The sequence below is a fragment of the Microcella sp. genome (assembly GCF_033763155.1).
Lineage (GTDB): Bacteria > Actinomycetota > Actinomycetes > Actinomycetales > Microbacteriaceae > Microcella.
Map to the genome: position 1 here is coordinate 17948 of NZ_JANRKZ010000002.1, position 14336 is coordinate 32283.

The 14336-nt window shown below is 65.1% G+C and carries 15 protein-coding genes; 14 read left to right on the plus strand and 1 reads right to left on the minus strand.

Annotated features, from left to right (window positions below):
• Window positions 1–2: 2 nt before the first annotated feature.
• The 13 genes from pilM to SFU54_RS00150 all read left to right on the plus strand — a co-directional run bounded on the left by pilM (window position 3) and on the right by SFU54_RS00150 (window position 12582).
• Complete coding sequence (gene pilM / locus SFU54_RS00090) at window positions 3–1052, plus strand: type IV pilus assembly protein PilM (protein ID WP_319014291.1); 1050 nt, start codon at window positions 3–5, stop codon at window positions 1050–1052.
• Window positions 1049–1720 (plus strand): hypothetical protein, encoded by a 672-nt coding sequence (locus SFU54_RS00095; protein ID WP_319014292.1) that lies wholly within the window; start codon window positions 1049–1051, stop codon window positions 1718–1720. Before pilM ends, SFU54_RS00095 begins: the two co-directional genes overlap by 4 nt.
• Entirely contained in the window at window positions 1717–2433 is a 717-nt protein-coding gene (locus tag SFU54_RS00100) for a hypothetical protein (protein ID WP_319014293.1), read from the plus strand. Before SFU54_RS00095 ends, SFU54_RS00100 begins: the two co-directional genes overlap by 4 nt.
• An 88-nt stretch (window positions 2434–2521) precedes the next feature.
• On the plus strand, window positions 2522–3265 hold the full coding sequence (locus SFU54_RS00105) for a hypothetical protein (RefSeq protein WP_319014294.1): 744 nt from the start codon (window positions 2522–2524) through the stop codon (window positions 3263–3265).
• 714 nt (window positions 3266–3979) lie between these two features.
• A complete protein-coding gene (locus SFU54_RS00110) occupies window positions 3980–5017 on the plus strand; it encodes a hypothetical protein (protein ID WP_319014295.1) in 1038 nt (345 codons plus the stop codon).
• 360 nt (window positions 5018–5377) lie between these two features.
• Window positions 5378–5656: a hypothetical protein gene (locus SFU54_RS00115; protein ID WP_319014296.1), complete on the plus strand. Its 279-nt coding sequence runs from the start codon at window positions 5378–5380 to the stop codon at window positions 5654–5656.
• Window positions 5657–5713: 57 nt separating this feature from the next.
• Entirely contained in the window at window positions 5714–6730 is a 1017-nt protein-coding gene (locus SFU54_RS00120) for a hypothetical protein (RefSeq protein WP_319014297.1), read from the plus strand.
• A 187-nt stretch (window positions 6731–6917) separates the two neighbouring features.
• A complete protein-coding gene (locus SFU54_RS00125; RefSeq protein WP_319014304.1) occupies window positions 6918–7448 on the plus strand; it encodes a 4Fe-4S single cluster domain-containing protein in 531 nt (176 codons plus the stop codon).
• A gap of 303 nt (window positions 7449–7751) precedes the next feature.
• A complete protein-coding gene (gene rpsL / locus SFU54_RS00130; protein ID WP_055821401.1) occupies window positions 7752–8126 on the plus strand; it encodes a 30S ribosomal protein S12 in 375 nt (124 codons plus the stop codon).
• Window positions 8126–8596 (plus strand): 30S ribosomal protein S7, encoded by a 471-nt coding sequence (rpsG, locus tag SFU54_RS00135; RefSeq protein WP_319014298.1) that lies wholly within the window; start codon window positions 8126–8128, stop codon window positions 8594–8596. Before rpsL ends, rpsG begins: the two co-directional genes overlap by 1 nt.
• A gap of 152 nt (window positions 8597–8748) precedes the next feature.
• Window positions 8749–10863 (plus strand): elongation factor G, encoded by a 2115-nt coding sequence (gene fusA, locus SFU54_RS00140; protein ID WP_319014299.1) that lies wholly within the window; start codon window positions 8749–8751, stop codon window positions 10861–10863.
• Between the two features lie 105 nt (window positions 10864–10968).
• A complete protein-coding gene (gene tuf, locus SFU54_RS00145; RefSeq protein ID WP_319014300.1) occupies window positions 10969–12162 on the plus strand; it encodes an elongation factor Tu in 1194 nt (397 codons plus the stop codon).
• A 153-nt stretch (window positions 12163–12315) separates the two neighbouring features.
• The gene (locus SFU54_RS00150) at window positions 12316–12582 is read left to right on the plus strand and encodes a hypothetical protein (protein WP_319014301.1); all 267 of its coding nucleotides are present in this window, start codon (window positions 12316–12318) and stop codon (window positions 12580–12582) included.
• Here the strand turns inward: SFU54_RS00150 and SFU54_RS00155 are convergent.
• Window positions 12554–13327 carry an IclR family transcriptional regulator gene (locus SFU54_RS00155; protein ID WP_319014302.1) on the minus strand — a complete coding sequence of 258 codons (774 nt, stop codon included), beginning with the start codon at window positions 13325–13327 and terminating at the stop codon, window positions 12554–12556. The two genes, SFU54_RS00150 and SFU54_RS00155, sit on opposite strands and share 29 nt — an antisense overlap.
• An 80-nt stretch (window positions 13328–13407) precedes the next feature.
• Here SFU54_RS00155 and SFU54_RS00160 point away from each other — a divergent pair.
• Window positions 13408–14336: aromatic amino acid lyase (locus SFU54_RS00160; RefSeq protein WP_319014303.1), on the plus strand; the 929-nt coding region annotated here is incomplete at its 3' end.

The following is a 14336-nucleotide window of genomic DNA, read 5'->3' on the forward strand; positions in this document are numbered from 1 at the left end:
ACATGGCTGGCGGAGTGGTAGGTGTCGACATCGGCAGTTCGTATCTGCGCGCTGTTGAGATCGACGACGCGGCGAAGGCGCGGCCAACCGTGCTTCGCGCCCACGAGGTGCCGTTGCCCGACGGTTCTGTGAAGCGGGGCGAAATTCTCGAGGTTCACACCGTCGCGTCTGCTTTCAAGCGGCTGTGGTCGGCTGGCGGATTCCGGTCGAAAGACGTGGCGATGGGGATCGGCGGCCAAAGCGTCATCGTGCGTGACCTCTCGGTGCCCCGCATCCCTCTCGCGCAGATCCGAGAGTCGCTTCCGTATCAGGTGCAAGAGCTGCTGCCGGTACCCGTGAGCGAAGCGGTGCTCGACTACTACCCGATCAACGAGGGTCAAAACGAGTCGGGTCCCGTGGTGAACGGACTTCTGGTTGCGGCCTTCAAGCAAGCGGTGAGTGTCAATGTCACCGCGGCCACTCTTGCCGGACTCACTCCGGTCAGCATGGACCTCTTGCCATTCGCGATGACGCGCATGCACACGCAGTCGAGCCCCACGAACGGCTATGCCGTTCACATGAACATCGGAGCCAACGCAACCTCGATCGTCATCGTTCAGGGCGGTGTTCCCTTGTTCGTCCGCATTGTTCCCGCCGGAGGCGACGACGCGACGCGTGCGATCATGACGCGCCTGTCGGTGCCGCGAGAACGAGCCGAGGGCCTCAAGCGTGAGCTCGGTTTGACGGGAGCCGGTAGCACTGATGAAGAGCGGCTCGCGGCCGAGGTGATCCACGAGTCGACGAGCGAACTGCTCACCGCCGTGCGCAACACCCTCGCGTACTTTGCCGGCGTGCGCACGGGAGTGGTCTTTGACCACCTCTCAGTGGCGGGAGGAGCGACGCGATTGCGGGGTCTCGCCAGCGCCCTCGCCGAGTCGACTCGCATTTCGGTCGTTCCCGTGAATCCCGTTGCGAGTGTCTCGCTTGCTCGGTCGATGCGTGGCCATGACAGCAATGAGCAGATGCAGACCTGGATCACCGCACTCGGCCTCGCGATCGGGAGTGCAGCATGAGTCGCCGCGACAGCCGCGACGCCGGGGCACTCGTGTTGGGCGGCGTGCCACGCGCCAACCTCATGCCACCCGAAGTGGCCTTGCAAAAGAAAGAGCGGGGCCGTCGCCGCGGGCTCATCACGGCGGTGATTGCCGTGGTTGTGTTGACGGTTGCCGGAATCGTCGGATCAACGTTCATCGCCGCCACGGCAGAACTTCGACTGACCGACGAGCGCCGAACGACGGAAGAGCTTCTCGCGACGCAACTGGAGTTCAGTCAAGTCACTCAAGTGCGCGGCCAGTTGGAGTCGATTACCGAGGTTCGCAATCAGCTCGGCTCAGTCGAGGTTTTGTGGCAAGACACCATTTCGCCGTACCTTGCCGTGCTGACTCCTGCCGAGACCGTCGCGTCGCTGGCATTCGAGGCAGAAACACCTGCCGAGCCCGCCTTTACGTTGACCGGGCCGTTGCGCTCGCCTCGCGTTGCGACGATCCGTATGGTCATTGTGACCGCAGAGCTCCCTACTCCGTACTCGTGGTACCGAGCGTGGGAGAAGCTCGAGACGTTCGGAGACGCGAGCATCGACTCCATCACGCTGTTGGAAAGCGGATACGAGACGGCCGTGACGATCAACCTCAATGATCTCGCTCGTTCTCAGCGTTTTGGTGACACGGAGGAGACAGAGTGACCACCGCAGCCTCCCGAATCTGGAGTTTTGCCGCCGTACTCATCATGATCGCGGTCGTCGCGCTCGGTTGGTTTTTGGGCATCTCGCCTCGCCTTGCCGATGCAGCGCGCTTCGAGATCGAGCGGCAAAACGTCGAGGCACAAAACACCGTCGCGCGTGCAGCCATTGCGCAACTGCAAGCCGATTTCGACAACATCGACGAGCTCTTGGATGAACTTGAAGGCTTGCGCGAAGAGTTTCCGACAGACGCGCACTACGACGTCGCCATTCAAGAACTGCTCACGCGTTTGCTCTCTGCCGGGCTTGGGCTACAGAACATTGCCATCAACGAGCCGGCCCCGACTACGCCGCTGGTCTTGCAAGAGGGCGAAGAACCCCCGGCGGCCGAGATCGATGGCGGCGGAATCCTGCCCGCCGGTTCACTGCTGAGCGTGCCGGTCACGGTGACGGTGACGGGATCGCTGTCGTCGATCCTCAACTACATCCAGGCACTTCAAGAGTCACCTCGCTTCTCCATCGTCAGTCGTGGCGACTACGCGGCGGCGACGGACGTGGGCACGGTCACCTTCTCGATGATCATGTACGTCGTGAGCGGCGACGATCTCGTCAACGTCGAGCCAGAACCGGAGCCGGAACCCGAGCCGACGCCCACTCCGACCCCGGTGCCAACGGACTCAGTGTCGCCGACACCCACACCCACACCCACGCCGTAGTGATGGGTTTCGGGATGCTCGCGCCGGGCATCCCGAAACCCCACCTTGGTAGGGTGGCGCGTTCGCATTCCCCGTGAAAGGACGCGTCATGGCTACTTCTTCTGCAGAATCCGCACCGGAATCCACGCCCGAGGTCGAGCCTGGTGAATCCGCGAGCGGCGACGCCGCGACCGGTGACACGACGGCGGGCGGCACGACGAGCCCCGCCGGTGCGTCCGCCGAGTCATCGACACCCGACGCCGAGCACGCGACCGCACCGCAGCCGGCGGTCGTCTTCGTGACGGCACCGCAGCCCCCGAAGAAACGCGGCGCTCGCGGGGTCGGGGCTCTCGTTGCACTGCTCAGCGCTGGTGTTTTCGCCGTGGTGTACGCCGTGCTTGTCGCACTGTTCGCCATGACCGTTCGCGGCAATTCGCTGCAGGAGGTCGTGTCGTCGCTGTCGGCGCCGGCCTACTGGCTTCCGGTCATCGTGTTCTTCTTGGCCTATCTCTTGCTCGTCATCATCGTGAATCGCGCGGGATGGTGGGCGCACGTTCTCGGTGGCTTCTTCGTCGCCGTGATCGTGTGGATCAGCTTCGTGGGCGCCGAGATCATCGCGGTCGGCGCATTCGGTGGGTCGACCGCTGATGTCACGGCCATTGTCGTGCAGCAACTCACCAACCCGCTGGGCTTCGCCGCCGCCATCGCCGCGCGCGAGGTTCCGATCTGGGTCGGGGGCATCGTTGCGAAGCGAGGCCGCACGGCCCGAGCTCGCAACGTCGAGGCGCGCGCGAGCTATGAGCGTGAGCTCGCCGAGCACCGCGCGACCGTGAACGACACAACTGCCGTTTGACGTCGGGCGTCAGCGCGCAGAGCTCGGGCTCGGAGAAACCAAAGCGCGTTCGGCCGACAGACACCAAACCTCGGGTCACTCGCCGCCATCGCGACGGAGACCGGCAGAACTTTTTGGCCTACATGACTCACTTTGCGCCCACCACGCTCGCCGTAATCGCGAACCCAAGGGGGGATTCCGCGATCGATCACTTGCGGTGCGATCGTGTTCCTCATCTCCATGACCTCTTTGTTCACAACACTGAGGCCGAGGTCTGCGGCGCAACGCAGAACTTTGCCGTTCATCGGCGTCGGCTACCACGTGGGGGCACGTCGTTCACGGCAGCGAGGTTTGCTTTCTCTCCAGTCAGGGCGCAAGCGTCGGTGTCTTCGTTCTCCGCGCCTGCCTGAAATTCGCGGAGGTTGCGGAGCCCGCGTTCTAGCCGCTGCCACTGCGGGCTCACCTCAAGTCCACTCGATGGCGCTCGCCGAGTCGGAGGGGCACCGACTGGTCGTGAAATTACCTATTGGATCGCTGTGCGATCCGTGCGAGGTATCGTGGTCTTGCCACTTTTCTCTGGTATGCCCGAGATCAAGCCCGCGCTCATGGAGCCGTTCCACGCGATCGTGGGCGGCATCCTGTGGACGTCGGGCGAGCCCGTCCCCGCGGGCGCCGACGAGCATCTCGCAGACTGAGACCGGCCATCAGGCCGCTCCTCTTTCTAAAGCAACCGACATGACCACCGTTGCCTCCCGTCCGACGCCGTACGCGATCATCGCCCTCGCCGGTGGGCTCTTCGGACTGTTGGCCGTTCAGATCGTTGGCATCCTTCTGTCAGTCGTCGGACTCGCGACGGGCACCGATTCGAGTGTGCTCCTGGTGCCCATGATCCTCGTGGCCGGGTGGAGCGTCGCGGCAGGGGCACTCATCGCACTCGCCGTGATCGCGGTTCGAGAGGGAATGCCGCGATCGCTTCCTCGCGCTGCGCTCGTGGTCCTCATCCCCATGGTCTCCTTGCTCACGACACTGCCCTGGGCGTTTACGGCGCAACTCGGAGCCCTGCCAGTCGTGGGCGTGGGTCTCATTGTCGTGCTCGCCGTGGTGGCGTGCCTGACCAGTTCGACTCGAGCGCCGGCGGGTGCCGGCCACGCCGTACAAGGCAGCCCTGTGTTGGGCGGCCTCCTCTGGGGTTTCTACGGGCTCATGGTCGCCGCGGCCGTGGGGATCGTGCTGGTGACCCTCGTCCGGATTGTGCTCGAGCCGGAGGAGTGGGCCATCGCATCCCGCCAGATCGTCGATGGCAGCGAGCTCGGCTTTTTCCGCGGTCGGGGCGGAAGCTTGGGTGCTTACGTTCTCCTCACCCCCCTGTTCCTTGCGGCGATCGCCTGGCTTGTATTCTGGCCGGCGCTCACCGTCACGTCTTCGCGGCACCGCACGATGAAGCTCGCCGAACTACAGGGCTACGGTCGCGTGCGCCTAACGGTGCTCTCGATCTGGAGCGGCGGGTTGTTCATCCTCCAGATCGCGATCGCGCTGACGTGGCAGGGCGATCCGGGATCGTGGCTGCCCGCAGAGCTCACAGGACTGTTCTTGCTGCATCAGATCATCGCTATGCCACTACTCGCCCTCACCCTTGCCCGGGTGTCGATGACGGCGCGGAGCGGTATCGAGGCGCCCTTGGGTGCCGGTCGGGTGATCGGGATGCTCGCGCTTGGCGTGGTCGGCGCCGCAGTCCTCGTGCCTGTGCTCGCCTCGCCGCTGCTCGTCTGGTAGCGGCTTTGGGCCGGCGGAATCGTCTCGCGACAGGGTCGCACGGCTCGCACACACAACCTCGAGCCTCGCGCCAGTTATGAACGTGAGTTCGCCAATTACCACTTGAGAATAAGCGGCAGAGTTGCCGCTTGACGGCACTCACCAGCGAGGGGAGCCTGAACTTGGTCAACCAGCCCCGCGCTCTGTGCCCAGACGCAGAAGTGATGTTCTATGCACAGGAGATCCCGGAAGGGGCGCCAACGCCGGTGAGTCTCACGCCATTGCGCCCGGATATCGAGCTCGACGTCAGGGTGGCGTCCCAGCCCGAGCGAAACCTCCCGCTCCTCGAGGGTGCACTGAAGCGTGTTGAGCGTTCGGCAGATGACCAACGCTGGCGAGCAATTCTGTCGCAGCGAGCAGCGATCGTGCGTTCAGTGCGCACCACCCGCGAGCACCATGATCGTCGACTACTCGGCAGTGGCCTCCGGCTCGATCGGCCGGATTGCATTGTCGTTCTCGTCGTCGATGCCACAGCTGGCAGACTCGCCCATCGAACTCTTCGACGCGATCATTGAATCGATTTCGCGGCCGGCGATGGCCGACGGCATAGAGGCTTCTCTGGATGACGAAAGCGCACGCGCAGGAGATTCCCGGAGCTAGATTCGACCTGCGGGTCAAGACTCGCCGACCCGACACGCTAAACCCCCTGGAGCCGCAATGACGACCCCTGCCCGACGAACCGATGCAGCACGAACCTGGTTCCTCGCCGGGGCGCTCTCCGCACTCGCTGCTCAGGTGCTCGCGCTTGTCGCCTCCCGCACGATCCTTGCCTTCGGCGATGAGCAGTTCGCGCTCATCGGGGCGATCGCCGGAGGTGCGGCTCTGGTCGCCGGCATCGTCGCGGTCGTCGGCGGATCCTTCGCTTCGCGGCGCAGTCATACCTCTCGAGTCGCATTGCTGCCGTTGATCGCTTTCGTGACCGCGGCGTCGCTTCTCCCCGCTCTCCTCTGGGGCGCGGCCGGGTCGGTCGTCGTCATCGTCTTGGTCACGTTGCTCATCATCAGCGCGGTCGCGGCGGTGATCGTCGTGCTTGTCATTCCGCGACGGTCGCCGTTGCCAACCGACACGCCGGATGAGGCGACGGGCAGCACCATCCTCCCGGCCCTCCTGTGGGGCGTATACGGTGCGCTGGTGGCATTGCTCGCCGCAGTCGAGGTCGCTGTTGTGCTCCAAGCCGTCGCTGATCCCGTCGCATGGGCCCAACAGGTGACGACCGAGTTCGATGGCCCCACCGGTGTGGTGCTCGGGCGCCAACTGTCCACGCTGTCCGGCGTTATTAGCGCTCCTCTCGTCGTGGCGCTGCTCGCCTGGGTTCTCTATTGGGCGGCAGCCGCCTACTCGCGCCCTCGCGCCGTCTGGGCTGAGGCGGTGGACCCGTTCCCCGCACGCGGCCCGGTGCGCCTCACGCTCATGACGGTGTGGGCGTTCGGGATGCTCGTACTGCAGTTCCTCGCAGTCACCGCGTGGGATTCCGCCAGCGGTGGGGCAGCCCTTCCGCAGCCCGTCCAACTCTTTTTCGTGCTGCAGCAGCTATTCATCGCGCCGATCCTCGGAGTCGTCGTCATGGTGGCCGCCCGCGGCGCGCAGCGACAGCGCCCCCTCGCACTCGGTGTGCTGGCGGGCGCGATCGTCGCGATTGTCGTGCTCGCGGCATCCATCACACTCGCGGCGTGACCCCCGGAGTGGGGAGCGCTCCCCATGGTCATTGACGGCCGCTCAGATTAGGGTCTAATCAATCGGCCCACCAGATTGAGTGGCCACACTAAGAAAGGGCCAGCTACTGGCGAACCATGTCGTCACCTACTACGACATGAACTCGGTGGCCCAGCGCCTGCGGATTGGCAACGAAGTCTGATACTGCATCCGGTGCCATGGTTGCTTTAATCCTCAGTTCTTCGGCAGGAGGGGCGGCACGGTCTTCACTGTCGACGAGCTTCTCGCGGAGGTGCCGACCTCGGGCATCGAGGGGGTGACCCTGCTCGGTGGCGAGCCGTTTGAACAGGCTCCGGCCTTGGCCCACTTCGCACGCGCGGTGCGCGATCGAGGCCTCAGCGTCATGTCGTTCAGCGGCGTCACGCTCGACGAGTTGTCTGAGGGCGCCCGCCAGGGCGAGCCGGGTGCCGGCGCGCTGCTCGATCAGACCGATTTGCTCGTCGACGGCCCGTTTCTTCAGGATCAGGTCGAAGGTGATCGGCCGTGGGTCGGGTCGCGCAATCAGGGGGTTCGCGCACTGGCCGATCGGTACCGCGACTTCGAGCGCGCGGGATGGCCGATCGCCGATCGGCTCGAAATGCGCATTGCTGCAAACGGCACGACGGCGATCGACGGTTGGGCGAGGTCGGCCGACCTCGAAACCCTGTTGGAAGGACTCGCGCCTACCGCGCGATCGTGAACGGCACAACTGCCGTTTGACCGCATAGCGCGCGAGGTCTATTCTTGGGCAGGTGTGTGCTTAGGCACGCGTCTGTGGTGTGCCGCGAAAGCGGAGACACGGTCACAGCCCGAGTTCACACAGAGGGTCCCTGGGCTTTCTCCCGCTTCGGTGGGGGAGTCCACACCCCCACGGCATATTCGTCGTCGTCGAGCCTGCTCGGCGAAATCGTCGGATTCGCGTGAGCCCGGTCGAGGCGCAAGCGTCGAGTGGGGACATCCAACCGCAACCGCTGTCACCGTGCAGCATTCACAAGGAGCACTTTTGCCCACTATTCAGCAGCTGGTCCGCAAGGGCCGCACGCCGAAGGTCTCGAAGACCAAGGCGCCGGCCCTCAAGGCCAACCCGCAACAGCGCGGCGTGTGCACGCGTGTGTACACCACGACCCCCAAGAAGCCGAACTCGGCTCTGCGCAAGGTCGCTCGCGTCAAGCTCAGCAACGGCACTGAGGTCACCGCCTACATTCCCGGCGAGGGCCACAACCTGCAAGAGCACTCGATGGTTCTCGTGCGTGGCGGTCGTGTGAAAGACCTGCCCGGCGTGCGCTACAAGATCGTGCGCGGCGCGCTCGACACCCAGGCGGTCAAGAACCGGAAGCAAGCGCGTAGCCGCTACGGAGCGAAGATGGACAAGAAGTAATGCCTCGCAAAGGACCAGCAACCAAGCGCCCCGTCGTCGCAGACCCGGTTTACGGCGCCCCGATCGTCAGCCAGCTCGTCAACAAGATCCTGCTCGATGGCAAGAAGGGCCTCGCCGAGCGCATCGTCTACGGTGCACTCGAGGGCGTCTCTGCCAAGAACGGTCAGGATGCTGTTGCCACGTTGAAGAAGGCCCTCGACAACGTGCGCCCCACCCTTGAGGTGCGGTCGCGTCGTGTCGGTGGCTCGACCTACCAGGTTCCCGTCGAGGTCAAGCCGCACCGTGCGAACACGCTCGCGCTGCGCTGGCTCACGAGCTACGCCAAGGCGCGTCGCGAGAAGACCATGACCGAGCGCCTCATGAACGAGATTCTCGACGCATCCAACGGCCTCGGTGCCGCGGTGAAGCGCCGTGAAGACACGCACAAGATGGCCGAGTCGAACAAGGCCTTCGCGCACTACCGCTGGTAAACCGCAGGTTTAGCAGCTGGGTAGGGCGCCGAGGTTCGCTGAAGGCGGGGGCCATTTCTGGCCCCCGCTGCGAACCTCGGGTGGCGGCCCGTCCCGGGCCGACACCATCCGGCAGCCAAGACACATCAACTACTTAACGTAAGGACACCGCTGTGGCACAGGACGTGCTCACCGACCTCAACAAGGTCCGCAACATCGGCATCATGGCGCACATCGACGCCGGCAAGACCACTACGACCGAGCGCATCCTGTTCTACACGGGCATCACGCACAAGATCGGTGAGGTGCACGACGGTGCCGCCACGATGGACTGGATGGCGCAAGAGCAAGAGCGCGGCATCACGATCACGTCGGCTGCCACCACCTGCTTCTGGAACAAGCACCAGATCAACATCATCGACACCCCCGGCCACGTTGACTTCACGGTCGAGGTCGAGCGCTCGCTGCGCGTGCTCGATGGCGCGGTTGCCGTCTTCGACGGCAAGGAGGGCGTTGAGCCCCAGTCCGAGACCGTGTGGCGTCAGGCCGACAAGTACGACGTGCCCCGCATTTGCTTCGTCAACAAGATGGACAAGCTCGGCGCTGACTTCTACTTCACCGTCGACACGATCGTGAAGCGCCTCGGCGCCAGGCCGCTCGTCATTCAGCTGCCCATTGGTTTCGAAAACACCTTCGAGGGTGTTGTCGACCTCGTCGAGATGCGCGCCCTCACGTGGCGTGGCGACGCCAAGGGTGACGTTGAGATGGGCGCCAAGTACGACATTGAGCCCATTCCGGCCGACCTCGTCGACAAGGCCAACGAGTACCGCACCATCCTGCTCGAGACCGTCGCCGAGACCGACGACGTGCTCATGGAGAAGTACTTCGGTGGCGAAGAGCTGACCGTGGCTGAGATCAAGGCCGCGATTCGCAAGCTCACCGTCAACAGCGAGATCTATCCGGTGCTCTGCGGCTCGGCCTTTAAGAACCGCGGCGTGCAGCCCATGCTCGACGCGGTCGTTGACTACCTGCCGAGCCCGCTCGATGTTCCGGCGACCGTCGCGCACGACCCGCGCGACGAAGAGAAAGAGATCATTCGCAAGCCCGACGCGAAAGAGCCCTTCGCGGCACTCGCGTTCAAGGTTGCGGTGCACCCCTTCTTCGGCCGCTTGACCTATGTGCGCGTCTACTCGGGCGCCATTGACTCGGGTGCCCAGATCGTCAACTCGACGAAGGGCAAGAAAGAGCGCATCGGCAAGATCTTCCAGATGCACGCCAACAAAGAGAACCCTGTTGACGCGGTCACCGCTGGACACATCTACGCCGTCATCGGTCTGAAAGACACGACGACGGGCGACACGCTGTGCGACCCGAACAACCCGGTTGTTCTCGAGTCGATGACCTTCCCCGAGCCCGTGATCGAGGTGGCCATCGAGCCGAAGACCAAGGCCGACCAGGAGAAGCTCGGCACGGCCATCCAGAAGCTCGCTGAAGAAGACCCGACGTTCCGCACCGAGCAGAACATCGAGACCGGCCAGACCGTCATTAAGGGCATGGGCGAGTTGCACCTCGACATCTTGGTTGACCGCATGAAGCGCGAGTTCAACGTCGAGGCCAACGTCGGCAAGCCCCAGGTGGCCTACCGCGAGACGATCAAGAAGACGATCGAGAAGTACGACTACACCCACAAGAAGCAGACGGGTGGTTCGGGTCAGTTCGCAAAGATCCAGATCACCCTCGAGCCGCTTGAGGTGACGCCCGAGACGAGCTACGAGTTCGTCAACGCTGTCACGGGTGGTCGCGTCCCGCGCGAGTACATCCCGTCAGTCGATGCGGGCATCCAAGATGCCATGCAGGTCGGCGTGCTCGCGGGCTTCCCGACGGTGGGCGTCAAGGCGACGCTCATCGATGGCGCCTCGCACGACGTTGACTCGTCAGAAATGGCGTTCAAGATCGCTGGCTCGATGGCCTTCAAGGAGGCCGCGCGCAAGGCGAACCCCGTGCTCCTCGAGCCGCTCATGGCGGTCGAGGTGCGCACCCCCGAGGAGTACATGGGCGACGTCATCGGCGACCTGAACTCTCGTCGTGGTCAGATCCAGTCGATGGATGACGCGACGGGCGTAAAGGTTGTTCGCGCCCTCGTGCCGCTGTCTGAAATGTTCGGATACGTCGGAGACCTTCGGTCGAAGACCTCCGGGCGCGCCGTCTACTCGATGTCGTTCGACAGCTACGCGGAGGTCCCGAAGGCCGTCGCCGACGAGATCGTCCAGAAGAACAAGGGCGAGTAATCGCCCGACCTGCGAGGGCTCGCCGAGCCTGAGTACGATACATACACACCAAAACGCGCGGCGTCTTACCGGATGCTGAGCACCAAGTCCTGAGGAGGACCCACAGTGGCTAAGGCCAAGTTCGAGCGGAGCAAGCCGCACGTCAACATCGGAACCATCGGTCACGTCGACCACGGCAAGACCACGCTCACCGCTGCCATCTCGAAGGTGCTTGCCGACAAGTTCCCGTCGGCGACCAACGTTCAGCGCGACTTCGCGTCGATCGACTCGGCTCCCGAAGAGCGTCAGCGCGGTATCACCATCAACATCTCGCACGTTGAGTACGAGACGCCGAAGCGCCACTACGCGCACGTCGACGCCCCGGGCCACGCTGACTACATCAAGAACATGATCACCGGTGCTGCTCAGATGGACGGCGCAATCCTCGTGGTTGCGGCGACCGACGGCCCGATGGCTCAGACGCGTGAGCACGTGCTCCTCGCCAAGCAGGTCGGCGTGCCCTACCTGCTCGTCGCCCTCAACAAGAGCGACATGGTCGACGACGAGGAGATCCTCGAGCTCGTCGAGATCGAGGTTCGCGAGCTGCTCTCGAGCCAGGGCTTCGACGGCGACAACGCTCCCGTCGTGCGCGTCTCGGGCCTCAAGGCTCTCGAGGGCGACGAGAAGTGGACCCAGTCGATCCTCGACCTCATGGACGCTGTTGACGCGTCGGTGCCCGACCCGGTGCGCGACAAGGACAAGCCGTTCCTCATGCCCATCGAAGACGTCTTCACCATCACCGGCCGTGGCACGGTCGTGACGGGTCGCGCCGAGCGCGGCACCCTCGCGATCAACTCCGAGGTCGAGATCGTCGGCATCCGCCCGACGCAGAAGACGATCGTCACGGGTATCGAGATGTTCCACAAGCAGCTCGACGAGGCCTGGGCCGGCGAGAACTGTGGTCTGCTCCTCCGCGGCACCAAGCGCGAAGACGTCGAGCGTGGCCAGGTTGTCGTCAAGCCGGGTTCGGTTACCCCTCACACCAACTTCGAGGGCACCGCGTACATCCTCTCGAAGGACGAGGGTGGCCGTCACAACCCGTTCTACACGAACTACCGTCCGCAGTTCTACTTCCGCACCACCGACGTCACCGGCGTCATCTCGCTGCCCGAGGGCACCGAGATGGTCATGCCCGGCGCCACCACGGACATGGTCGTTGAGCTGATCCAGCCCATCGCCATGGAAGAGGGCCTCGGCTTCGCCATCCGTGAGGGTGGCCGCACCGTTGGCGCCGGCACGGTCACGAAGATCCTCAAGTAGTCTTCTGACTCACTGTCAAGCGGGGTCGCACCTTCGGGTGCGGCCCCGCTTTGCTGTTGCTGGGTGTCGCGCGCGGCCCCTTCTGCAATCGACCGTCATTCGCCACAATGGGGCGAGCGTCGGGATGCTCCCGACCGTCAGGAAGGACCGACCGTGGGTATCGAAGACATCGTCGACAAGGCCAAAGACATCGCGGGCGACGTAGCCGAGAAGGCGAAGGATGTCGCGGGTGACGTGGCCGACAACGCCAAAGAGTTCGCGGGCGACGTGAAAGAGTTCGCGGGCGACGCCGCCGAGAAGGCCAAGGAGTTCGCCGGTGACGCGGCCGAGAAGGCCAAAGACGTCGCGGGCGACATCAAAGACCGCTTCGACGGCGACGAGCCCGAGGCGACTACGCCCGACCCTGCAGCCGCGCCGTAAGGGCAGCTGCCGCTTCACGCACAGCGCCGGCCAGGGACATGACCTGGTCGGCGCTGACTGCTTCGGCGCGATAGGTGAGCCCGAGGGCAGCGGCCGGGTAGCCTGTGCGGTCGATTCCCGTCGCCGCCACAGAGGCGTAGCCCGCGGTGATGTCGCCGTCTTCCGTCGCGATGCCGGCGTCGCGAGCCATGGCGAGAATTCGATCGAGTTCGGGCAGCGTGCGCGGCCCCACCCCGCGGCGCGTGATGAGGGCGTCGCGGTGGGGAAAGAGCGCGCGCACCTGGCTCGCCGGCAGGGCAGCCAGCATCGCGCGCCCCGTGGCTGTGAGGTGGGCGGGCAAGCGCACACCGACGCGCACGACGGTCGTCGGAGCGCGCGGCGCCGAGGTTTGGCCGACATACGAGACGTCGCTACCGGCGAGCACCGCCAACTGCGCGACGACCGGAACGGGAGCCGCACGAACGAGGCGCTCGAGCAGCGGCCCGCCGAGCCGCGCGAGGCGGCTCGCGCTCAACACCGAGCCGCCGATCTCGGCGACGAGAGCGCCCAAGCCATAGGCACGCGCCTCGGGGTAGTGCACGACGAAACCCTCGTCTTGCAGCACGCGGAGCAATTGGTAGACGGTCGACCGTGGAAGATCCAACTCGCGCGCGAGAGTCGAAGCAGGCACCGGGTCGTTGTGGTGCGCGAGGTGCGTGACGATGCGCAGGGCGGCGCGGGCGGCGGGAACGTCGGGCACGAGCATCCACCCCTTTGTCTGTGATTTCAGACAGATTATCGCGCCGGGCCGATGCGGTCGAGGCGAGCGGCGCGTTCACTAGGGTCATGCAGATCACGCTCGGCACTCGCCCCCTCACGATCGACGAGGTCGTCGCTGTCGCCCGGCACGACGCGCGCGTCGTGATTGACCCCGATGCGCTCGCGGCAATGGCCGAGACGCGCGCGATCATCGACGGGCTCGCGGACGACGTCGAGCCGCACTACGGCGTCTCGACCGGATTCGGCGCGCTCGCGACGACCCACATTCCGCCGGCGAAGCGGGCCGAGCTGCAGCGATCGCTCGTGCGCTCGCACGCCGCGAGTAGCGGCCCCGAGGTCGAGCGAGAGGTCGTGCGCGGCACCATGCTCTTGCGCCTGCAGACCCTGACGACGGCGCGCACGGGTGCGCGCCCGGTTGTCGCCGAGACTTATGCGGCCGTGCTTAACGCAAGGCTCACGCCTGTTGTCGGTGAGTACGGCAGCCTCGGCTGCTCGGGTGACCTCGCCCCTCTCGCGCACTGCGCGCTCGCGATCATGGGCGAGGGCACCGTGCGCGACGCGAGCGGCACCCTCATGCCCGCGGCCCAGGCGCTTGCCGCCGCCGGCATCGAGCCGGTTGAGCTTCGCGAGAAAGAGGGCCTCGCCCTCATCAATGGCACCGACGGCATGCTCGGGATGCTCGCTCTGGCGCTGACCGATCTCGACCGCCTCGTCGCCACGGCCGACCTCGCCGCGGCGATGAGCGTCGAGGCACTGCTGGGTTCCGATCGCCCGTTCGCTGAGGATCTGCAGAACCTGCGCCCCCACCCCGGCATTGCGACCAGCGCCGGAAACCTGCGCCGCGTGCTGAGTGGCTCGCCCATCATCGCGAGCCACCGCACGGTGACCGACGGCCACGACGATTGCCAGCGCGTGCAAGATGCCTACTCGCTGCGCTGCGCCCCACAGGTGCACGGGGCCGTGCGCGACACGATGGCGCACGCGGCGTCGGTCGC

What these genes read in the sequence shown, in the direction of transcription:
- pilM (WP_319014291.1), top strand. Translation starts at nt 3, where the DNA reads ATGGCTGGCGGAGTGGTAGGTGTCGACATCGGCAGTTCGTATCTGCGC.
- SFU54_RS00095 (WP_319014292.1), top strand. Translation starts at nt 1,049, where the DNA reads ATGAGTCGCCGCGACAGCCGCGACGCCGGGGCACTCGTGTTGGGCGGC.
- SFU54_RS00105 (WP_319014294.1), top strand. Translation starts at nt 2,522, where the DNA reads ATGGCTACTTCTTCTGCAGAATCCGCACCGGAATCCACGCCCGAGGTC.
- SFU54_RS00110 (WP_319014295.1), top strand. Translation starts at nt 3,980, where the DNA reads ATGACCACCGTTGCCTCCCGTCCGACGCCGTACGCGATCATCGCCCTC.
- SFU54_RS00115 (WP_319014296.1), top strand. Translation starts at nt 5,378, where the DNA reads ATGACCAACGCTGGCGAGCAATTCTGTCGCAGCGAGCAGCGATCGTGC.
- SFU54_RS00120 (WP_319014297.1), top strand. Translation starts at nt 5,714, where the DNA reads ATGACGACCCCTGCCCGACGAACCGATGCAGCACGAACCTGGTTCCTC.
- rpsG (WP_319014298.1), top strand. Translation starts at nt 8,126, where the DNA reads ATGCCTCGCAAAGGACCAGCAACCAAGCGCCCCGTCGTCGCAGACCCG.
- SFU54_RS00155 (WP_319014302.1), bottom strand. Translation starts at nt 13,327, where the DNA reads ATGCTCGTGCCCGACGTTCCCGCCGCCCGCGCCGCCCTGCGCATCGTC.